The organism is Pseudomonas sp. MAFF 730105 (genome assembly GCF_055380705.1).
Genome location: NZ_AP018438.1, coordinates 772501 through 794389 on the forward strand (window position 1 = coordinate 772501; position 21889 = coordinate 794389).

Below are 21889 nucleotides of genomic sequence, written 5' to 3' on the forward strand. Positions count from 1 at the left end.
ACACCATGGGAGTGGGTTGCACCAGAAGTAGCTAGTCTAACCTTCGGGGGACGGTTACCACGGTGTGATTCATGACTGGGGTGAAGTCGTAACAAGGTAGCCGTAGGGGAACCTGCGGCTGGATCACCTCCTTAATCGACGACGGCAGCTGCTCCATGAGCTCCCACACGAATTGCTTGATTCATTGAAGAAGACGATTGGGTCTGTAGCTCAGTTGGTTAGAGCGCACCCCTGATAAGGGTGAGGTCGGCAGTTCGAATCTGCCCAGACCCACCAATTACTGGTGCACCCTGTAGCGATACGGGGCCATAGCTCAGCTGGGAGAGCGCCTGCCTTGCACGCAGGAGGTCAGCGGTTCGATCCCGCTTGGCTCCACCATTTACCGATTGGTGACCCTCGTTTAAAGCTTAGAAATGAGCATTCCATCAAGACGATGATGAATGTTGATTTCTAGTCTTTTGATTAGATCGTTCTTTAAAAATTTGGGTATGTGATAGAAAGATAGACTGAATGGCACTTTCACTGGTGTTGTTCAGGCTAAGGTAAAATTTGTGAGTTGCTCGCATGAGCAAGATCGAATTTTCGGCGAATGTCGTCTTCACAGTATAACCAGATTGCTTGGGGTTATATGGTCAAGTGAAGAAGCGCATACGGTGGATGCCTTGGCAGTCAGAGGCGATGAAAGACGTGGTAGCCTGCGAAAAGCTTCGGGGAGTCGGCAAACAGACTTTGATCCGGAGATGTCTGAATGGGGGAACCCAGCCATCACAAGATGGTTATCTTGCACTGAATACATAGGTGCAAGAGGCGAACCAGGGGAACTGAAACATCTAAGTACCCTGAGGAAAAGAAATCAACCGAGATTCCCTTAGTAGTGGCGAGCGAACGGGGACTAGCCCTTAAGCTTCTTTGATTTTAGCGGAACGCTCTGGAAAGTGCGGCCATAGTGGGTGATAGCCCTGTACGCGAAAGGATCTTAGAAGTGAAATCGAGTAGGACGGAGCACGAGAAACTTTGTCTGAATATGGGGGGACCATCCTCCAAGGCTAAATACTACTGACTGACCGATAGTGAACTAGTACCGTGAGGGAAAGGCGAAAAGAACCCCGGAGAGGGGAGTGAAATAGATCCTGAAACCGTATGCGTACAAGCAGTGGGAGCAGACTTTGTTCTGTGACTGCGTACCTTTTGTATAATGGGTCAGCGACTTATTTTCAGTGGCGAGCTTAACCGAATAGGGGAGGCGTAGCGAAAGCGAGTCTTAATAGGGCGTCTAGTCGCTGGGAATAGACCCGAAACCGGGCGATCTATCCATGGGCAGGTTGAAGGTTAGGTAACACTGACTGGAGGACCGAACCGACTACCGTTGAAAAGTTAGCGGATGACCTGTGGATCGGAGTGAAAGGCTAATCAAGCTCGGAGATAGCTGGTTCTCCTCGAAAGCTATTTAGGTAGCGCCTCATGTATCACTGTAGGGGGTAGAGCACTGTTTCGGCTAGGGGGTCATCCCGACTTACCAAACCGATGCAAACTCCGAATACCTACAAGTGCCGAGCATGGGAGACACACGGCGGGTGCTAACGTCCGTCGTGAAAAGGGAAACAACCCAGACCGTCAGCTAAGGTCCCAAAGTTATGGTTAAGTGGGAAACGATGTGGGAAGGCTTAGACAGCTAGGAGGTTGGCTTAGAAGCAGCCACCCTTTAAAGAAAGCGTAATAGCTCACTAGTCGAGTCGGCCTGCGCGGAAGATGTAACGGGGCTCAAACCATACACCGAAGCTACGGGTATCACGTAAGTGATGCGGTAGAGGAGCGTTCTGTAAGCCTGTGAAGGTGAGTTGAGAAGCTTGCTGGAGGTATCAGAAGTGCGAATGCTGACATGAGTAACGACAATGGGTGTGAAAAACACCCACGCCGAAAGACCAAGGTTTCCTGCGCAACGTTAATCGACGCAGGGTTAGTCGGTCCCTAAGGCGAGGCTGAAAAGCGTAGTCGATGGAAAACAGGTTAATATTCCTGTACTTCTGGTTATTGCGATGGAGGGACGGAGAAGGCTAGGCCAGCTTGGCGTTGGTTGTCCAAGTTTAAGGTGGTAGGCTGAGATCTTAGGTAAATCCGGGATCTTAAGGCCGAGAGCTGATGACGAGTTACCCTTTGGGTGACGAAGTGGTTGATGCCATGCTTCCAAGAAAAGCTTCTAAGCTTCAGATAACCAGGAACCGTACCCCAAACCGACACAGGTGGTTGGGTAGAGAATACCAAGGCGCTTGAGAGAACTCGGGTGAAGGAACTAGGCAAAATGGCACCGTAACTTCGGGAGAAGGTGCGCCGGTGAGGGTGAAGCACTTGCTGCGTAAGCCCACGCCGGTCGAAGATACCAGGCCGCTGCGACTGTTTATTAAAAACACAGCACTCTGCAAACACGAAAGTGGACGTATAGGGTGTGACGCCTGCCCGGTGCCGGAAGGTTAATTGATGGGGTTAGCTAACGCGAAGCTCTTGATCGAAGCCCCGGTAAACGGCGGCCGTAACTATAACGGTCCTAAGGTAGCGAAATTCCTTGTCGGGTAAGTTCCGACCTGCACGAATGGCGTAACGATGGCGGCGCTGTCTCCACCCGAGACTCAGTGAAATTGAAATCGCTGTGAAGATGCAGTGTATCCGCGGCTAGACGGAAAGACCCCGTGAACCTTTACTATAGCTTTGCACTGGACTTTGAATTTGCTTGTGTAGGATAGGTGGGAGGCTTTGAAGCGTGGACGCCAGTCTGCGTGGAGCCATCCTTGAAATACCACCCTGGCAACTTTGAGGTTCTAACTCAGGTCCGTTATCCGGATCGAGGACAGTGTATGGTGGGTAGTTTGACTGGGGCGGTCTCCTCCTAAAGAGTAACGGAGGAGTACGAAGGTGCGCTCAGACCGGTCGGAAATCGGTCGTAGAGTATAAAGGCAAAAGCGCGCTTGACTGCGAGACAGACACGTCGAGCAGGTACGAAAGTAGGTCTTAGTGATCCGGTGGTTCTGTATGGAAGGGCCATCGCTCAACGGATAAAAGGTACTCCGGGGATAACAGGCTGATACCGCCCAAGAGTTCATATCGACGGCGGTGTTTGGCACCTCGATGTCGGCTCATCACATCCTGGGGCTGAAGCCGGTCCCAAGGGTATGGCTGTTCGCCATTTAAAGTGGTACGCGAGCTGGGTTTAGAACGTCGTGAGACAGTTCGGTCCCTATCTGCCGTGGACGTTTGAGATTTGAGAGGGGCTGCTCCTAGTACGAGAGGACCGGAGTGGACGAACCTCTGGTGTTCCGGTTGTCACGCCAGTGGCATTGCCGGGTAGCTATGTTCGGAAAAGATAACCGCTGAAAGCATCTAAGCGGGAAACTTGCCTCAAGATGAGATCTCACTGGAGCCTTGAGCTCCCTGAAGGGCCGTCGAAGACTACGACGTTGATAGGCAGGGTGTGTAAGCGCTGTGAGGCGTTGAGCTAACCTGTACTAATTGCCCGTGAGGCTTGACCATATAACACCCAAGCAATTTGTTGACCTGAAAGGGCACCAGATTGCGGTGTGTGAAGACGAAACGAACCGAAAGTTCGGACTGACTCAGCAGCAACACACAAACTATCGCATACCCATTCGCTGGAACGTGACCGCAAGGCACGCGCTGGCTACCGAATTTCTTGACGACCATAGAGCGTTGGAACCACCTGATCCCATCCCGAACTCAGAAGTGAAACGATGCATCGCCGATGGTAGTGTGGGGTTTCCCCATGTGAGAGTAGGTCATCGTCAAGATTAAATTCCGAAACCCCTATCTGCTGACGCAGGTAGGGGTTTTGTTTTGCCCGCAGGAAAGTTCTTACGACAAGCGCGGACCGTTCCCGGCTGCTACAACCCCCCGACAGTGCTAAGGTTCGGCCCTAGCTTTTTGCATTTTCAAGGATGCCTTTATGCCGGACGCAACGTCCCTCAGCCCAGCCTTCATGGTGATTCATGGCAATCGCCTTGATGAGCTGCGCAGCCTGGTAATCAGCTTGATGCGACGTTATCCGCTGGCTCCGCTTGAGAATGAAATTGCACTGGTGCAGAGCAACGGTATTGCCCAATGGCTCAAGCTGGCACTGGCAGAGGATCCGGAAGACGACGATACCGGCGGCTGCGGCATTGCGGCAGCCATTGATGTACAACTGCCCGGCAGCTTCATGTGGCAGCTCTATCGAACGGTTTTGGGACGCGATGAGATTCCGGCCAAGTCCCTGCTGGATAAAGCCCCCTCACCTGGCGACTGATGCGCCTTTTGCCACAGTTGATCGAGCAGCCTCATTTCGAGCCCCTGCGTCGGTTCCTCACCCACGACACTGATCTGCGCAAGCGCTATCAGTTATCCGAACGTCTTGCCGATCTGTTCGACCAGTATCAGGTGTACCGGGCCGACTGGCTCGAAGACTGGGCAGAGGGCCGGCACCAGACGAGAAATGTCCGAGGCGAAATCAAGGCGCTTGCGCCCGCTAATTGCTGGCAAGCCGAACTGTGGCGAGCCTTGCTGGTGGATGTGGGAGAAGAGGGCATGGCTCAAAGCCGTGCGGGCGTCCATCAACGGTACATTGAACGTATCAACAGCCTGGAAGCCGCTCCGAAAGGACTTCCTGCACGGGTGATAGTGTTTGGTATTTCCTCGCTACCGGCCCAGGCCCTGGAGGCGCTGGCCGGTCTGTCGCGGTTCAGCCAGGTTCTACTGTGTGTCCATAACCCTTGTCGTCATCATTGGGCGGACATCGTGGCCGACAAGGACCTGCTGCGCCATCAGTACAAACGTCAGGCACGCAAGGCCGGTATGCCCGCTATCCTCGATCCGCAGTCCCTGCATCAACATGCTCATCCGTTACTCGCGGCATGGGGCAAGCAGGGGCGCGACTATATCAACCTGCTCGACAGCTATGACGACCCCAATCGCTATCGCTCGGTGTTTCGCGACGGCCGAATCGACCTGTTCAGTGACGGCAATCCCACGACCCTGCTCAGCCAGTTGCAGGATGACATCCTTGAGCTGCGCCCCCTGGCTGAAACCCGGGAACGCTGGCCTGCCGTCGATACGGAGCGAGACGGATCGATCCGTTTCCACGTCGCCCACAGCGCCCAGCGTGAAGTCGAAATTCTGCATGACCAGTTATTGGCCCATTTCAGCGCGGACTCGACGCTACGTCCTCGGGACATCATCGTCATGGTTCCGGACATCGACAGTTATGCTCCGCATATCCGTGCCGTGTTCGGTCAGCTCGACAGGACGGATCCGCGCTTCATTCCCTTCACCCTCACCGACCAGGGACAGCGTGGACGCGATCCATTGCTGATTGCCGTCGAGCATTTGCTGAAGCTGCCCGATAGCCGCTTTCCCGTCAGCGAAATCCTCGACTTGTTGGATGTCCCGGCCCTGCGCAAGCGATTCGGCCTTGATGAGGTCGACTTGCCAACACTGCACCGTTGGATCGAGGGTGCCGGTATTCGTTGGGGCATGAACGCCGAACACCGCGCCGGGCTCGGTCTGCCCGCCGAGCTTGAGCAGAACAGCTGGCGGTTTGGTTTACGGCGGATGCTGTTGGGGTATGCCGTCGGCAGTTCGGACGCCTATGAAGGCATTGAACCCTATGACGAAATCGGTGGCCTTGACGCAGCGTTGATCGGGCCCCTGGCCGCATTACTGGATGCGCTGGACGTCGCCCATCAGTCGCTCACCGAGTCCGCATCTCCACAGGTGTGGGGATCGCGTCTGCGTGACTTGATGCAATTGTTTTTCCAGGCGAGCAGTGAGCATGACGACTATCTGCTGGCCCAGCTCGAAGACCTACGCGAAACCTGGCTGGAAACCTGCGAGTCGGTGGGGCTGCAGGATGAGTTGCCGCTGACGGTGGTACGGGAGGCTTGGCTGGCAGGTCTGGATCAAGGTCGGCTGTCCCAACGCTTTCTCGCCGGCGCGGTCAACTTCTGCACCTTGATGCCGATGCGTGCAATTCCCTTCAATCTGGTGTGCTTGCTGGGAATGAACGACGGCGATTATCCGAGAGCTCAGCCGCCGTTGGACTTCGATCTCATGGGCAGTGACTATCGGCCCGGTGATCGCTCCCGGCGTGAGGACGATCGTTATCTGCTATTGGAGGCGCTGCTGTCGGCCCGGGAAAAACTCTACATCAGCTGGGTAGGACGCAGTATCCGCGATAACAGCGAGCGACCCGCATCGGTATTGATCGGTCAGTTGCGGGATCATCTGTCCAGTGGATGGCGACTGGTCGACGACAGCAAGGACCTTCTCGAGGCGCTGACCCAGGAGCATCCCCTGCAACCGTTCAGCGCTCGTTATTTCCTTCAGGGTAATGAACTGTTCAGCTATGCCAGCGAGTGGCGGATGCTTCACGACAACCACGACCATGGGAGCGGTGTCCAGGTGCTGGATCCCTATGTTCAGGAAGAGCCCCTGAGCCTTGGGCAATTGCAGGACTTCCTGCGCAACCCCGTCCGCCATTTTTTCAGCCAGCGACTCAAGGTGTTCTTCGAAGCCATCGAAGCCCCGCTGGCCGATGACGAGCCCTTCGTGCTCGATGCCCTTCAACGCTACAGTCTGAGCGACAGCTTGCTGGAAGCCGCCTTGGTGCGCCTGGACCAGCCGGATCTTGCCCTGGAGGCCCATGCCAAGCGTCTGCAGAACAGCGGCCTGTTACCGATGGCGGGTTTCGGTGAGTGCATGCAACGCGAACTGATCGAGCCTCTGCCGGATCTGCTCCAGCGTTATCAGCAACTTCTGGCGTTATGGCCCACTCCGTTGACCAGCGCAGTGCCTGTCAGTCTCCAATTGCATGGCGTCAGTGTCGAAGGATGGCTCAGCGGCCTGCACCAGCGTTCCGACGGGGCGGTCCTTGCTATCACTGCCATACCCAACAGCATCGGCTCCGTCAGGACCCGGAAGTGGCACCGCCTGATACGTCCCTGGGTCAACCACCTCGTGGCGTGCGCCAGCGGACTGTCGATGACCACCGCATTGGTGGCCAGTGATGACAGCTTGCTGTTGGCACCTTTTGAAGAACCTGTGGCGCGAAGACTGCTCGGTGACCTGTTGCAGGCTTGGCAGTCGGGCATGCGCCAGCCGCTTCCGATTGCGGTGAAAACCGCCTTCGCCTGGCTTGGCCAGACGGATCCGGATAAAGCCGAGGCGGCGGCCCGAAAAGCCTACGAAGGCGATGGGCTGACCTCTGAAGGCGAGCGACGGGAGAGTCCGGCCCTGGCCCGGCAGTTTGCCGACTTCGATGCCCTGACGGCAGACGAGACATTTCCTGACTGGTGCGATGCGCTTTATCGGCCGCTGTTCGAGGCTCCATGGCGTTCCGCAATCGGCGAGGAGGCGTAATCATGAGTCGGCAGACACCTCTGGCTTTGGCGTTTCCCCTGCGCGGCAGCCAATTGATCGAAGCCAGTGCGGGCACTGGCAAGACCTTCACCATTTCAGCGCTGTACCTGCGACTGGTATTGGGCCATGGCGGCTCGGCGACCGGGTTCGGTCGTGAACTGCTTCCTCCACAAATCCTGGTCGTGACTTTTACGGACGCCGCCACCAAAGAGTTGCGCGAACGTATCCGCACGCGCCTGGCCGAAGCCGCGCGTTTCTTTCGGGATGAGATTCCGCCCCCCGATTCACTGATTGCCCAGTTGCGTGACGAGTTCGACGAAACGCAGTGGCCCGGTTGCGCCAATCGGCTGGACATCGCCGCGCAATGGATGGATGAAGCAGCGGTTTCGACCATTCATAGCTGGTGCCAGCGGATGTTGCGTGAACACGCCTTCGACAGCGGGAGCCTGTTCACCCAAACCCTGGAAACCGATCACAGCGAATTACTCGGCGAAGTGCTGCGCGATTATTGGCGGCTGTTCTGCTACTCGATGCAAGGTGAAGCGCTGAACTGGGTGCGCACCCATTGGGGAGGGCCTGCTGCCCTGCTGCCGCGGGTAAGGGGGCTGTTTTCCAGCGAGCGTGACAACGGTGAGGGGCTTGAGCCTGCCGAGCTCATCCTGGCATCGCTTCAGGAGCGCAGCGCCGCCTTGCTCGACCTCAAGGCGCCCTGGCGGCAATGGGCGGCGGAGCTGCTGGAGATCTGCCAGCAAGGCGTAGCCAACAAGAGCGTCGACGGGCGCAAGATGCAGGCTCGCTATTTCGAACCGTGGTTTCAGAAAATCTTCGCCTGGGTGGATGACGAGAGCCTCGAACTCCTGGATATCGGTACCGGGTTTACGCGGCTGACCCCCGAAGGCATGGCAGAGGCCTGGAAAGGCGAAGTGCCCAGACATCCCGGGCTGGAGGCCATGGCCAGTCTCAAGGCCAGCCTGGAGGCGTTGCCCACCCCGGATGCAGCGGTGTTGCAGCATGCCGCCCAGTGGGTGGGGGCGCGCTTTGAGGCAGAGAAGCGCCGACGCGCGGAGATGGGCTTCGACGACATGCTGCTGAGGCTGGACGCAGCCCTGCTGGCCGAGGGTGGAGAGCGTCTGGCGAGCCTGATACGCGAGCAGTTTCCGGTCGCGTTGATCGATGAGTTCCAGGATACCGATCCGGTTCAATACCGGATCTTCGAAAGCATCTACCGCATTGAAGACAATAACCCTGAGACGGGGCTGTTCCTGATCGGTGACCCGAAACAGGCCATCTATGCCTTTCGTGGCGCCGATATCCATACCTACCTGCGTGCCCGTGAGGCGACCGCAGGCAGGCTCCATACCCTGGGCACCAACTTCCGTTCCAGCCACGCCATGGTGGGCGCGGTAAACCATATTTTCCAGAACGCCGAATCCCGTCCGAACGGACGCGGTGCGTTCCTGTTTCGCGAAGCACCGGACCGGAACCCGGTGCCGTTCCTGCCCGTTGATGCCCAGGGCCGCAAGGAGTCCTTGCAGGTCGCGGGGCAGCCCCTTGCAGCGATGAACCTCTGGCACTTGCCGTCGGACAAGCCGCTCTCTGGTGCGGTCTATCGGCAGCAAATGGCGGCTGCCTGCGCCAGTGAGATCACGGCGCTTCTCAATGGCGGCCAGGCGGGGCACGACGGCTTCATCGAGGATGGAAAGGCACTGCGCGGGCTGTTGCCAGCGGATATCGCGATCCTGGTGCGGGACGGTAAAGAGGCGCAGGCGGTGCGGGATGAGTTGTCTGCCCGGGGCGTACGCAGTGTCTATCTGTCCGATAAGGATTCGGTGTTTGCCTCGCAGGAAGCGCGCGACCTGCTGATCTGGCTCAGGGCCTGTGCCGAGCCGGATGTCGAGCGGCCATTGCGGGCTGCGCTGGCGAGCATCACGTTGAACCTGCCGCTCACGGAGCTGGAGCGACTCAACCGGGATGAGCTGGCCTGGGAAGCGCGGGTCATGCAGTTCCGTGGCTACCGTACGGTCTGGCGCACCCAGGGGGTGCTGCCCATGTTGCGGCGCCTGCTGCATGATTTCGAACTGCCCCAGGCCTTGATGGCGCGCAATGAGGGTGAGCGGGTGCTGACCAACCTGCTGCACCTCAGCGAGCTTCTGCAACAGGCAGCCGGTGAGCTGGACGGTGAACAGGCTCTGATCCGGCATCTGTCGGAGCACCTGGCCTTGTCCGGTCAGGCCGGAGAGGAGCAGATCCTGCGCCTGGAAAGCGATGAGCAGTTGGTCAAGGTGGTGACGATCCACAAGTCCAAGGGGCTGGAGTATCCGTTGGTGTTCCTGCCGTTCATCTGCTCGACGAAGCCAGTAGATGGCAGCCGGTTGCCCTTGCATTACCACGATGAGGCCGGCAGGGCACAAATCAGCCTGAAGCCATCAGCCGAACTGATAGCCAAAGCTGACGACGAACGTCTGGCCGAGGACCTGCGCCTGCTCTACGTGGCGCTTACCCGCGCCCAACATGCCTGCTGGTTGGGGGTTGCCGATCTCAAGCGGGGGAATAACAGCAGCTCGATCCTGCATCTGTCTGCGCTGGGGTATCTATTGGGTGGCGGTGCGCCGCTGTCCGATTCGGTGCAATTGCGGCGCTGGTTGGAAGACCTGCAACAAGGCAGTGCTGCGGTGAGTTGCCAGGAGATGCCCCAGGCCACCGACGAACGCTACCGTCCCCCGCGCAACGAAGCCGTGCTGCTCGCCCCCTTGAGGCCGGTACGCAAAGCCAGTGAAAACTGGTGGATTGCCTCGTATAGCGCCTTGCGCATCGGCGAGACCCTGAGTGCGGGTAGCGACACGGCGCCGGAAGATCCCCAGGCCCAGAAACTGTTCGACGATGAGCGGCTTGATCCGGATGCGCCCAGGGAAGTTGTCGCCATCGGGGGGGACATTCATCGCTTCCCCCGCGGCCCCAATCCCGGCACTTTCCTCCACGGCCTCCTTGAGTGGGTCGCCGGCGAAGGGTTTGCCGTCGCGCCAACGGCCATCGAGGACGCCATTGCCCGACGTTGCAATCGTCGAGGCTGGAAAGGCTGGATCACGACGCTCAGCGATTGGCTGCAGCACTTGATGGCAACGCCTATGCGGATCGGCAATGATCAGCCGCCGGTGGTGCTTGAGCGTTTGACCCGGTTCCAGGTCGAGATGGAGTTCTGGTTCGCCAGCCATAAGGTCGATGTGCTCAAGCTTGATGAGCTGGTTTGCCGATTCACCCATGGCGGTGTGGCCCGCGTCGCCGCGGAACCTGTGCTGCTCAACGGCATGTTCAAGGGATTCATCGACCTCACGTTCGAGCATGAAGGGCGATATTACGTGGCGGACTACAAATCCAATTGGCTGGGGAGCGATGACGCGGCTTATACCCCTCAAGCCATGGAGCAATCGATCCTCGACAATCGCTACGATCTGCAATATGTGCTGTACCTGTTGGCGCTGCATCGTCAGCTCAAGGCGCGCCTGCCCGACTATGACTACGACCGACATGTCGGCGGTGCGCTGTACCTGTTTCTCCGTGGCACCCGTGCGGCCAGTCAAGGGGTCTATTTCACCAAGCCGGCGCGAGCACTGATCGAACAACTGGATCGCCTTTTCCAAGGGGCGCCCGAGCCCAAGACTGAGCCAGCATGGGTGCAGGGAGAATTGCTATGAGTCGGACGTTTGTCGATCTGCTGCCCAAATCGTCGGACGACGAAAGCCTGGTCGAACTGGCGCCTTTGGACCGTGCAAATGATCTGCTGCTGTTGTTGACGCGCTGGGTCGAGCGCGGTTGGTTGCGCGCCCTGGACAAAGCCTTTGTTGCATTCCTTCATGAGCTGGCGCCCGACGACGATCCATTGGTGTTGCTCGCCGCGGCGCTTGCCAGTCATCAGCTGGGCCATGGACATGTCTGCCTGGACCTGTTCGAAACGCTCAAGGAGCCGGATTTTGCCTTGTCGCTTCCCCCGAGGGTGATCCGCAAACGGGTGCGATGCTGTTGCCATCGCAAATACTGCGGACCCTGGAGGGAGCTCATTGGTGCAAGACCCTGGCGTCCAGCCGTCTGGTGGCCTTGGCTGCCGATGAGCGCGAGCAGGCGCTGCAATGCCCGTTGGTGCTGTCCGGTAAACGTCTTTATCTGCGGCGATACTGGACCTATGAGCGGCAGATCGATGAGGCGTTGCGTCAACGGCTGGCCGAACAGGAAGCCGCCCCCGTCGATCTGGGCGAGCGCCTGAACGGGCTGTTCGGGCCGGCCGCTGCCGCAGGTCCGATCGACTGGCAGAAACTGGCCTGTGCCCTGGCGACCCGGGGCGCCTTCAGCATCGTGACCGGCGGTCCTGGCACCGGCAAGACCACCACCGTCGTGCGTTTGCTGGCGCTGCTTCAGGCTCCCGCCGTCGAGGCCGGAAAGCCGCTGCGGATTCGCCTGGCAGCACCTACCGGCAAGGCGGCGGCGCGCCTGACCGAATCCATCAGCCAACAGGTCCGGACCCTGGACGTCCCCGATGCCGTGCGCGAGCGGATTCCTTGTGACGTCACCACTGTCCATCGTTTGTTGGGCAGCCGGCCGGGAACCCGGCATTTTCGGCACCATGGGGGGAATCGGTTGCCACTGGACGTACTGGTGATCGATGAGGCGTCCATGATCGATCTGGAGATGATGGCCAATCTACTGGATGCGTTGCCGCCCCATGCGCGGTTGGTGCTGCTCGGGGACAAGGATCAGTTGGCCTCGGTGGAGGCCGGAGCGGTGCTGGCGGATTTGTGTCGGGATGCCGAGGAGGGCTGGTACGACGCCAGAACCCGGGCCTGGCTTGAATCGGTCAGCGGCGAAGACCTGGCGGCCAGTGACCTGCAGCAAGACATCGATGGCACTCATCCGTTGGCACAGCAGGTCGTCATGCTCCGGCACTCCCGCCGTTTCGGCGAGGGCAGCGGTATCGGCCAACTGGCTCGATGGGTCAACCAACAGCAGCCCGAAAAGGCGCGTCAGTTGCTGGTGGGCAAGCAACATGCCGATCTGTTTTCCCTGGCCTTGAAAGGTGAGCATGACGGAGCGCTGGAGCACTTGCTGCTTGAAGGCCAGGCAGAAGGTCCCCAGGGTTATCGGCATTACCTGAGCCTGCTGCGGCAACGACGTCCGGCAGCTACCCGTCCACTGGCGGATGCCTGCTGGGTCGATTGGGCTCGGGAGGTCCTTTCTGCATTCGACGCTTTCCAACTGCTCTGTGCCGTGCGTAGAGGCCCGTGGGGTGTGGAAGGGTTGAACCAGAGAGTGACTACTGCGCTGCTCAAGGCCCGTCTTATCGACAGCGATCATCAGTGGTACGAGGGCCGTCCGGTCTTGATGACCCGCAACGACTATGGTCTGGGGTTGATGAACGGCGACATCGGGATTGCCCTCAAATTGCCCGAGCATGATGGACCGGACGCGGGCAAGCAGGTCCTGCGTGTGGCGTTCCCTCGCAACGACGGACAGGGCGGTGTGCGCTTCGTCCTGCCCAGCCGCTTGAATGATGTGGAAACGGTGTATGCCATGACCGTGCATAAATCCCAGGGCTCGGAATTCACCCATACGGCGCTGATTCTTCCGGATGCGTTGAACCCCGTATTGACCAAGGAGCTGGTGTACACAGCCATTACCCGGGCCAAGCAGTGGTTCAGCCTGATCGAGCCACGGCCAGGGATATTCGAGGAAGCGGTTCGGCGTAGGGTCAAGCGCCTGAGCGGGCTGATGCTGGATCTGGAGTCTCGGAGCTGAATGAACAGACGTTCATGACAATGGATTTAATGACGTCGATTTTTTGTCGGAAATCGCCGTAAAGGCGTTGTCTCGCTGGCTTTTTGGCACTGTGCTATCGTTCCGACATTTACTGGATCGATCAAGAGATTTTCCATGGGTGGGGCTGTTCGGCAAGCACTGCGCGCCAAGGACTGGAGGCATTATCTGCTCGCCAGTTTTTTGTGTTTGCTGTCGCCTGTCCTGGTGGCTGAAAACCAAGAGCCCGTGACTCACGCGCAAGTGCGGGCCGAGGCGGTGACCCAGGTCGTATTGGGCATTCTCAGCTACGCCCGTTGGCCTGTGGAGCCAACCCAACTGCAGCTCTGCATTGTCGGGCCGACCCAATACACCGACGATCTGGTCAAAGGCACAATCCAAGCCACTGGTCGAACGGTGAACGTGCAGCGCTTGCTGGCAGATCACCCCGGCATCGCCGATGAATGCAACGCGGTCTATGTCGGCAGGCTGACCGCCGATGAGCACGCTCAACTGTTCGCTTCCTTGTCCGGCAAACCGGTATTGAGCATCAGCGAAGGCGGTGACCAGTGCACCGTGGGCAGCCTGTTCTGTCTGCGGGTGGGTGATGAACAAGTGGCGTTCGAGGTCAACCTCGATTCGGTCGCGCGCAGTGGCGTACGCATCCACCCGAGTGTCTTGCAACTTTCACGTCGCAGGTCAGCGGCGCCATGAACCTGCCAGCCTCGCGTATCCGTCCCACCCTGGGCTCGGTCATCGGTCGCGGCCATCTGATCGTTGCGCTGGTGGCGGTGGCCATGGCCAGTGTCTCCCTGACGTTGCTGGGGGTACTGGCGTTACGGGTTTACGCTGATCACAACCTGCACCTGATTGCTCGGTCGATCAACTACACCGTGGAGGCGGCCGTTGTATTCGATGACTCGGTGGCAGCCACCGAGGCGCTGGCATTGATTGCCACCACCGAAGAGGTCGCCGATGCCCGGGTATTCAATGAGCATGGCCGTCTGTTGGCGCATTGGCAGCGACCGGAAACCGGTCTGCTGTCGGAACTGGAGATGCACATCGCCAAGGCATTCCTGGAAAAACCCATCAGCATGCCGATCCTTCATCAAGGGCAGGCCGTTGGCAGTGTCCACCTGGCGGGGCATGGCGGCAGCCTGTTGCGCTTTTTGCTCAGCGGTCTGGCGGGGATCATCGTGTGCACGGCGGTGAGTGCCTGGGTGGCGTTGTACTTGGCCCGGCGCCAGTTGCAGGCGATCACCGGCCCCCTGCGCAGCCTGGCGGATGTGGCCCACGCGGCACGCAGCGAGCGAGCCCTGGATCGACGGGTGCCGCCGGCTGCCATTGCTGAACTGGATAATCTGGGTAACGACTTCAACGCGTTGCTCGCCGAACTTGAATCCTGGCAGACCCACCTGCAGAGCGAGAACGAAACCCTGGCCCATCAGGCCAGCCACGACAGCCTGACCGGACTGCCGAACCGGGCGTTTTTCGAAGGCCGGCTGATTCGTGCCTTGCGCAATGCCAGCAAGCTCGATGAGCAGGTGGCGGTGTTGTACCTGGACAGTGATCGGTTCAAGGGCATCAATGACAATTTCGGTCACGCTGCCGGTGATGCCGTGCTGACGGCGGTGGCGACCCGGGTCCGTGCCCAGCTTCGTGAGGATGACCTGGTGGCGCGCCTTGGGGGGACGAGTTCGCGGTGCTGCTTGCACCGTTGCACAAGCTCGAGGACGCCGAACGGATCGCTGAGAAGATCATCGCCAGCATGGATGTACCGATTCAATTGCCCGGTAACGCTTCGGTGCTGACCTCGCTCAGCGTCGGCATTGCGGTTTATCCCGATCATGGCGCCACTCCAGGCGCCTTGCTGCATGCCGCCGACGCAGCGATGTACCAGGCCAAGCGCCTTGCCCGAGGCGGCCAACATTCGATGGGGACGGAGCACCCCGTTGCCTAACTTCAAAACCAGGAGCTGACGCGTGCGTTCATACCCTCAATCTGTCCTGCAAATATTCATTTCATTTGTGTTCATGGCCGTCCTGGCCCTGAGCGGTTGCCAGACGGCACCGCCAAAAGGCCTTACACCTGCGCAGATTGCCGTGCTCAAGCAGCAAGGGTTCAAACTGACCGACGAGGGTTGGGCGTTCGGTCTGTCGGGCAAGGTACTGTTTGGCAGCGACGTGGAAAGCCTGAATGAAGCCAGCACAGAAATCGTCGAGCGAATCGGCAAGGCGCTGCTGGAGGCTGGAATCGAACGGGTACGCGTCGATGGTCATACCGATGCATCGGGTTCCCAGGCCTATAACGATCAACTGTCGATACGTCGGGCCAATAGCGTGAGCAAGGTGCTGATTGGCGTTGGCATGCGCGAAGAAAACATTCAGTCCCGCGGCCTGGGCAGCAGCAAACCGGTCGCATCCAACGACACAGTCGAAGGCCGGACGGAGAACCGTCGTGTGGCCATTGTGGTCATTGCCGATTAATCGGCAAATACCATTTCCCGGGTCTCGCCCATCAGCAGGGCCCGATTCTGTTCGGTCACCTCTCTGATGTAATCCCACAACAACGTAATCCGCTTGAGCTTGCGCAGATCCTCCCGGCAGTACATCCAGAACTGCCGGGTGATAGTGATGTCCTCCGGCAATACCGGCAGCAACCGTGGATCCTGGGCGGCGAGGAAGCACGGCAGAATCGCCAGCGAACGTCCTTGCTGCGCCGCCACGAACTGCGCAATCACGCTGGTACTGCGCAGATGGGCGCTGGCGTCGGGTAGCACGTTTGCCAGGTAGAGCAGCTCTGAACTGAACGCCAGGTCATCCACGTAGCTGATGAACGAGTGCTTGCTCAGGTCGGACGGACGGTGGATGGGCGGATGGCTGTCCAGATAGGGCTGGGTGGCATAGAGCTGCAACCGGTAGTCACACAGTTTGCAGCATACGTAGGGGCCATGTTCGGGGCGTTCCAGAGCGATGACAATGTCGGCCTCGCGCTTGGAGAGGCTGATGAAGTGCGGCAGCGGCAGAATGTCCACCGAGATGGCGGGATAGGCGTCGACGAAGTGGCTCAGTTGCGGGGTGATGAAGTAGCTGCCAAAGCCTTCCGTGCAGCCCATGCGCACATGACCGGACAGCGCGACGCCCGAGCCGGACACCTGTTCGCAGGCCATGTGCAGGGTGCTTTCAATCGATTCGGCGTAGCTCAGCAGGCGTTGCCCTTCGGCGGTCAGCACGAAGCCGTTGGTCCGGGATTTTTCGAACAGCAGCGTTCCCAATGAAGCTTCCAGCGAGCTGATGCGTCGCGACACCGTGGTGTAGTCGACGCCGAGGCGCTTGGCTGCCGTGCTGGCTTTGCGGGTGCGGGCCACTTCGAGGAAAAACTTGAGGTCGTCCCAGTTCAGCGAACCGAGGGAGGTGATGTTTTTTTGCATGATGGACCGGTTTTTATGTGCGTTCTTATTAGAAGTTTGCACATCTATACTCCAAAAATCGTCTCATCACCAAGGTGTCTTTTGCGCCTTGGTCTCTGCTGAATCAACGCTCTCTATAAGAACAATCCCGGAGGCCAGCATGAACGTTTCCCTCACGCCCAGTGACACCACCCTGCAGACCGTCAAGCTGTTGATCGACGGCGAGTGGGTTGAATCCCGTTCCAGCGAATGGCACGACATCGTCAACCCGGCCACCCAGCAAGTGTTGGCGAAGGTCCCGTTTGCCACCGCATCGGAAGTCGATTCTGCCATTGCCGCTGCCCAGCGTGCCTTCCAGACCTGGAAGCTGACGCCCATCGGTGCGCGCATGCGCATCATGCTCAAGCTCCAGGCGTTGATTCGCGAACATTCCAAACGCATTGCCGCCGTGCTCAGCGCGGAGCAGGGCAAGACCCTCGCGGACGCCGAAGGCGATATTTTCCGTGGCCTGGAAGTGGTCGAGCACGCCTGCTCCATCGGCACCCTGCAGATGGGCGAGTTTGCCGAGAACGTCGCCGGTGGCGTAGACACCTACACGCTGCGCCAGCCGATCGGTGTCTGCGCGGGCATCACGCCGTTCAACTTCCCGGCGATGATTCCGCTGTGGATGTTCCCGATGGCCATCGCCTGCGGCAACACCTTTGTCCTCAAGCCATCGGAACAGGATCCGCTGTCGACCATGTTGCTGGTCGAACTGGCGGTCGAAGCCGGTGTGCCGGCGGGTGTGCTCAACGTGGTGCATGGCGGCAAGGACGTGGTGGATGCGCTTTGCACTCACAAGGACATCAAAGCCGTTTCGTTTGTCGGCTCGACGGCGGTCGGCACCCATGTGTATGACCTGGCGGGACGTCATGGCAAGCGCGTGCAGTCGATGATGGGGGCGAAGAACCACGCGGTGGTGCTGCCGGATGCCAATCGCGAACAAACCCTCAATGCCCTGGTGGGGGCCGGTTTCGGCGCGGCGGGCCAGCGTTGCATGGCGACCTCCGTGGTGGTGATGGTGGGCGCGGCCAGGCAATGGCTGCCGGACCTGAAAACGCTGGCGCAGAAACTCAAGGTCAACGCCGGGAGTGAGCCGGGCACCGACATCGGCCCGGTGATTTCCAAGCGGGCCAAGGCGCGGATCCTCGAATTGATCGAGAGCGGCGTGCAGCAGGGCGCGAAGCTGGAACTCGATGGCCGGGGCGTCAGCGTGCCGGGCTTCGAACAGGGCAACTTCGTCGGGCCAACGCTGTTTTCCGGCGTGACCACCGACATGCGTATCTACACCGAAGAGATTTTCGGGCCGGTGCTGGTGGTGCTGGAAGTCGACACCCTCGACGAGGCGATTGCCCTGGTCAACGCCAACCCGTTTGGCAATGGCACAGGCCTGTTCACCCAAAGCGGCGCGGCGGCGCGCAAGTTCCAGAGTGAAATCGACGTCGGTCAGGTAGGGATCAATATCCCGATTCCGGTGCCGGTGCCGTTTTTCAGCTTCACCGGCTCCCGCGGTTCGAAACTCGGTGACCTTGGTCCGTACGGCAAACAGGTGGTGCAGTTCTACACTCAGACCAAGACCGTTACCGCGCGCTGGTTCGATGATGACAGCGTCAATGACGGCGTGAACACCACCATCAACCTGCGCTAAGGAGTCGGACATGAACATCGCATTTATCGGCCTGGGCAACATGGGCGCGCCCATGGCGCGCAACCTGCTCAAGGCCGGCCATTCGCTGAACCTGTTCGACCTGAACCAGACCGTGCTGGCCGAACTCGCGGCATTGGGCGGCACGGTCAGTGCCTCGCCTCGCGATGCGGCCCAAGGCGCGGCGCTGGTGATTACCATGCTGCCGGCCGCCGCTCATGTGCGCAGCGTCTGGTTGGGTGAAGACGGCGTGCTGGCCGGCATTGCCGCCGGTACGCCAGCGGTTGATTGCAGCACGATCGATCCGCAGACCGCTCGCGACGTCGCCGCTGCTGCCGCCAAGCAAGGCGTGGCGATGGCCGATGCGCCGGTCTCGGGTGGCACCGGTGGTGCGGCGGCTGGCACGTTGACCTTCATGGTCGGGGCCACCGCCGAGTTGTTCGCCACCTTGCAACCGGTGTTGGCGCAGATGGGCCGTAACATCGTCCATTGCGGCGAAGTCGGCACCGGCCAGATCGCCAAGATTTGTAACAACCTGCTGTTGGGCATCTCGATGGTGGGCGTCAGCGAGGCCATGGCCCTGGGCGATGCCTTGGGAATCGACACCCAGGTGCTGGCCGGCATCATCAACAGTTCCACGGGGCGTTGCTGGAGTTCGGATACCTACAACCCATGGCCGGGCGTGATCGAAACGGCACCCGCCTCCCGTGGCTACACCGGTGGTTTCGGTGCCGACCTGATGCTCAAGGATCTGGGCCTGGCCACCGAAGCCGCGAGGCAGGTTCATCAGCCGGTGGTGCTGGGTGCAGTGGCGCAGCAGCTATATCAAGCGATGAGCCAGAGAGGCGAGGGCGGCAAGGATTTTTCGGCCATCGTTAACAGCTATCGCAAGCCTCAATAAACGCGAGGCGGAACGTGGCGAGGGGCGTGAGTGCAGTGTCCTCGCCACACGTGCCGCAGATATATCGAACCGCGTCAGGCAAAGACGAAGTATTTGCGCACGGTTTCAACCACTTCCCAGGTGCCTTTCATCCCAGGCTCGATGACAAAGATGTCACCGGCCCGCAGATGGATGGGTTCCATGCCTTCCGGGGTGATGATGCAGTAGCCTTCCTGGAAGTGGCAGTATTCCCACTTTACGTATTCCACGTACCATTTGCCCGGCGTGCAGATCCAGGTGCCCATGATTTTGCTGCCATCTTCGCTGGTGTAGGCGTTGAGGTTGACGGTATGCGGGTCGCCTGCGAGCTTCTCCCATTTGCAGGCATCGAGTACGGGCAGCGGATGGGTATCGCGCAGGACGGTGATAGGTGCGGTCATGTGGACTCCGGGCAATGGACGTAAGCTGAAGAGGCACCCTATAGGCGTCTGCGTTCCTCCAGTTGTCTGTACTCGACATCGGGCTACCCAGAAACGCAAATCAATGCTCGGACAGATGCACGGCGAGAGCCTTGGCATAGGCCGGCAACGCCTCGAAATTACGAGCCGCCAACAACAGGGCCCGTTGTGCCCAGGCCTCGTGCAGCGGCACGCACCGATACGATGGCCCGGCAGATCGACGGTCGATGGCGGCCCTCGGCACGATGGCGATACCTGCGCCATGGGCCACCATGCGAATCATCCCATCGAAACTGTCGGCGCGAATGCGGATCCGCATGCGCAGCCCGGTGTGCAGGGCCTGCTCCTCGAGGTACACCGCCAGGGCGTTGGAGGCGTTCAGGCCCACGTAATCATGATGGAGGGTTTCGCTGAAGCTCACCGCGCGACCGTCGGCCAATGGATGTTCGGACGGTAGGATCAATACCAGTGGATCGTTGCGAAAAGGCCGGGTCTGAAGGTCATCGGTGTCGACTGCGTCGGATACCACACCCAGGTCTGCCGCACCCTGGCGCAAGGCATGGGTGATGCGTGAGCTGGGCAGTTCCTGCAGGTCGATGTCGAGATTGGGATGGTCCTTGAGGAAAGTGGCCAGCAACTCGGGCAGGTATTCGCTCATGGCGCTGGTGTTGCACAGCAGCCGTACCCGGCCCTTGACCCCCTTGGCGTACTCCGCCAAATCCTGCTGCAAGTGCTCCGCGTGTTGCAGCAACACCCGGGCATGCTGCGCCAGGGCCTTGCCGGCCGGCGTGGGCGTCACGCCACGCCGCCCGCGTTCGAGCAATTCGGTGCCCAGGGACGCTTCCATGGCACGGACCCGCGCACTCGCCGCCGCCAGGGACAGGTGACTGCGGGTTGCACCGGCGGTGATGTTGCCGGTATCGAGGATGTTCAGGTAGAGGCGCAGGTCGGTGAGGTCGAAGTGCATGGGGGGATCCTGTGCCGGGTTTTTTGGTATCTGATGGATTGCCATCGCAAGCAGGCTCGCTCCCACAGTGATCGGTGTGAGCACAAGATTTGTGTTCACCCTGTGGGAGCGAGCCTGCTCGCGAAGGGGCCAGTAGCACCACCAAAGTCTTCAGCCTCTTGTTGAGCAAGAGGCAGGCTCAGTATATGGCAGATTTCAAAACAATCCGCTTGGGCCCAGGATAGCCCCATGGACACCTTCATCGCTTTCTATCAGAACCTCGGGCCGGCGCTATCGCTGTTGGTCATCGCCACGTTCCTGCTGGCCGGTACGATCAAGGGGGTGATCGGCCTCGGCCTGCCGACCATTTCCATGGGGTTACTCGGGCTGGCTATGGCTCCGGTGCAGGCTGCCGCATTGCTCATCATCCCGGCCACTTTGACCAACCTCTGGCAACTGGCCTTCGGCGGTCACTTGCGTACCTTGATCCGGCGCTTGTGGCCGCTGTTGCTGGCGATTTTCCTCGGCACCGGCCTTGGAACCTTGTGGATTGGCATGGCGGGCGGTCCCTGGGTGGTGCGGGCCTTGGGCGGCGCGTTATTGGTATACGCCCTGAGTGGACTGGCGCTGCCGACGCTCCGGGTCGGCGGCCACGTTGAACCCTGGCTCGCCCCGCTCTGCGGGCTGCTGACCGGTGTCATCACGTCCGCCACGGGTGTATTTGTCATTCCGGCGGTGCCTTATCTGCAAGCACTGGGCTTGAGCAAGGACGAGTTGGTGCAGGCCCTGGGTCTGTCCTTCACCGTATCGACATTGGCCCTGGCGGCCGGCCTGTTGTGGCGCGGCGCCTTGGGCGGGGGGAACTGAGCGCGTCGATGCTGGCGTTGGCACCGGCGCTGCTGGGGATGTGGCTGGGGCAGTGGTTGCGCCAACGGATCAGCGCCATGTTATTTCGGCGGGTGTTTTTCATTGGCCTTGGCGGCCTTGGCACTCATTTGCTGATCAGCGGCTAGACGAGGCACTCAGCATCTCGACGCGGCGGATCTCGAAGTCGCGCTCCAGGTAATCCATGCGGTGTTCAAAGAACTGCTTCATGTGTGGCAGATTCGAATGCACGTCCAGGTGGGCCTGGGATTGCCAGATTTCATAGAAGATAAACAGCGTCGGATCCTGTTGGTCCCGCAGCATGTGATATTCGATGCAGCCCGGTTCGGCGCGACTCGGTTCGACGTAGGCGCGAAACAGGGCTTCGAAGGCTTCGGCTTTTTCCGGGCGGGTTTTGGCGTGGAGGATGAAACCATGCAGTTCGCTCATCGCGTGTCTCCTGAGTGAA

General features: G+C 59.7%; 9 protein-coding genes, 2 tRNA genes, 3 rRNA genes and 4 pseudogenes (1 of these 18 cut by a window edge). 14 read left to right on the forward strand and 4 right to left on the reverse strand.

What is annotated here, in order from left to right:
- From PCOSP_RS03335 to yfiB, 11 genes and pseudogenes are all read left to right on the forward strand, one after another.
- Positions 1-134, forward strand: a 16S ribosomal RNA gene (locus PCOSP_RS03335); it begins 1402 nt to the left of the window's first position.
- Positions 135-199: 65 nt separating this feature from the next.
- A tRNA-Ile gene (locus tag PCOSP_RS03340) sits at positions 200-276 on the forward strand.
- 26 nt (positions 277-302) lie between these two features.
- A tRNA-Ala gene (locus PCOSP_RS03345) sits at positions 303-378 on the forward strand.
- Positions 379-630: 252 nt separating this feature from the next.
- A 23S ribosomal RNA gene (locus tag PCOSP_RS03350) occupies positions 631-3522 on the forward strand.
- Positions 3523-3681: 159 nt separating this feature from the next.
- Positions 3682-3797 (forward strand): 5S ribosomal RNA (rrf, locus tag PCOSP_RS03355).
- Together the 16S, 23S and 5S rRNA genes with 2 tRNA genes alongside form the textbook arrangement of a ribosomal RNA operon.
- Before the next feature lie 155 nt (positions 3798-3952).
- Positions 3953-7398: pseudogene (recC, locus tag PCOSP_RS03360) on the forward strand (exodeoxyribonuclease V subunit gamma).
- A gap of 2 nt (positions 7399-7400) precedes the next feature.
- On the forward strand, positions 7401-11090 hold the full coding sequence (gene recB, locus PCOSP_RS03365) for an exodeoxyribonuclease V subunit beta (RefSeq protein ID WP_464710307.1): 3690 nt from the start codon (positions 7401-7403) through the stop codon (positions 11088-11090).
- Positions 11087-13182, forward strand: a pseudogene (recD, locus tag PCOSP_RS03370) (exodeoxyribonuclease V subunit alpha). The gene recB and the pseudogene recD overlap by 4 nt, the downstream one beginning before the upstream one ends.
- Before the next feature lie 135 nt (positions 13183-13317).
- A complete protein-coding gene (gene yfiR, locus PCOSP_RS03375; protein ID WP_139648041.1) occupies positions 13318-13893 on the forward strand; it encodes a regulatory sequestration protein YfiR in 576 nt (191 codons plus the stop codon).
- Positions 13890-15139: pseudogene (gene dgcN, locus PCOSP_RS03380) on the forward strand (diguanylate cyclase DgcN/YfiN). The gene yfiR and the pseudogene dgcN overlap by 4 nt, the downstream one beginning before the upstream one ends.
- Before the next feature lie 22 nt (positions 15140-15161).
- The gene (yfiB, locus tag PCOSP_RS03385; RefSeq protein ID WP_464710308.1) at positions 15162-15665 is read left to right on the forward strand and encodes an outer membrane lipoprotein YfiB; all 504 of its coding nucleotides are present in this window, start codon (positions 15162-15164) and stop codon (positions 15663-15665) included.
- Here the strand turns inward: yfiB and PCOSP_RS03390 are convergent.
- Positions 15662-16609, reverse strand: coding sequence for a LysR family transcriptional regulator (locus tag PCOSP_RS03390; RefSeq protein ID WP_139648045.1), 948 nt, complete (start codon positions 16607-16609; stop codon positions 15662-15664). The two genes, yfiB and PCOSP_RS03390, sit on opposite strands and share 4 nt — an antisense overlap.
- A gap of 139 nt (positions 16610-16748) precedes the next feature.
- On the opposite strand from PCOSP_RS03390, the gene PCOSP_RS03395 reads away from it, so the two are divergent.
- On the forward strand, positions 16749-18275 hold the full coding sequence (locus PCOSP_RS03395) for a CoA-acylating methylmalonate-semialdehyde dehydrogenase (protein WP_175386760.1): 1527 nt from the start codon (positions 16749-16751) through the stop codon (positions 18273-18275).
- A gap of 10 nt (positions 18276-18285) precedes the next feature.
- Positions 18286-19173 (forward strand): 3-hydroxyisobutyrate dehydrogenase, encoded by an 888-nt coding sequence (mmsB, locus tag PCOSP_RS03400; protein WP_258630684.1) that lies wholly within the window; start codon positions 18286-18288, stop codon positions 19171-19173.
- A 74-nt stretch (positions 19174-19247) separates the two neighbouring features.
- On the opposite strand, the gene PCOSP_RS03405 is transcribed toward mmsB, so the two are convergent.
- Positions 19248-19592, reverse strand: coding sequence for a cupin domain-containing protein (locus PCOSP_RS03405; RefSeq protein ID WP_139648051.1), 345 nt, complete (start codon positions 19590-19592; stop codon positions 19248-19250).
- Positions 19593-19692: 100 nt separating this feature from the next.
- Complete coding sequence (locus PCOSP_RS03410) at positions 19693-20577, reverse strand: LysR family transcriptional regulator (RefSeq protein WP_139648053.1); 885 nt, start codon at positions 20575-20577, stop codon at positions 19693-19695.
- Positions 20578-20805: 228 nt separating this feature from the next.
- On the opposite strand from PCOSP_RS03410, the pseudogene PCOSP_RS03415 reads away from it, so the two are divergent.
- Positions 20806-21569, forward strand: a pseudogene (locus tag PCOSP_RS03415) (sulfite exporter TauE/SafE family protein).
- Here the strand turns inward: PCOSP_RS03415 and PCOSP_RS03420 are convergent.
- Positions 21559-21870 (reverse strand): putative quinol monooxygenase, encoded by a 312-nt coding sequence (locus tag PCOSP_RS03420; RefSeq protein ID WP_139648057.1) that lies wholly within the window; start codon positions 21868-21870, stop codon positions 21559-21561. The pseudogene PCOSP_RS03415 and the gene PCOSP_RS03420 overlap by 11 nt on opposite strands.
- Positions 21871-21889: the final 19 nt, after the last annotated feature.

Coding starts and splice junctions, on each gene's coding strand:
- recB (WP_464710307.1), top strand. CDS start 7,401: ATGAGTCGGCAGACACCTCTGGCTTTGGCGTTTCCCCTGCGCGGCAGC.
- yfiR (WP_139648041.1), top strand. CDS start 13,318: ATGGGTGGGGCTGTTCGGCAAGCACTGCGCGCCAAGGACTGGAGGCAT.
- PCOSP_RS03390 (WP_139648045.1), bottom strand. CDS start 16,609: ATGCAAAAAAACATCACCTCCCTCGGTTCGCTGAACTGGGACGACCTC.
- PCOSP_RS03395 (WP_175386760.1), top strand. CDS start 16,749: ATGAACGTTTCCCTCACGCCCAGTGACACCACCCTGCAGACCGTCAAG.
- mmsB (WP_258630684.1), top strand. CDS start 18,286: ATGAACATCGCATTTATCGGCCTGGGCAACATGGGCGCGCCCATGGCG.
- PCOSP_RS03405 (WP_139648051.1), bottom strand. CDS start 19,592: ATGACCGCACCTATCACCGTCCTGCGCGATACCCATCCGCTGCCCGTA.
- PCOSP_RS03410 (WP_139648053.1), bottom strand. CDS start 20,577: ATGCACTTCGACCTCACCGACCTGCGCCTCTACCTGAACATCCTCGAT.
- PCOSP_RS03420 (WP_139648057.1), bottom strand. CDS start 21,870: ATGAGCGAACTGCATGGTTTCATCCTCCACGCCAAAACCCGCCCGGAA.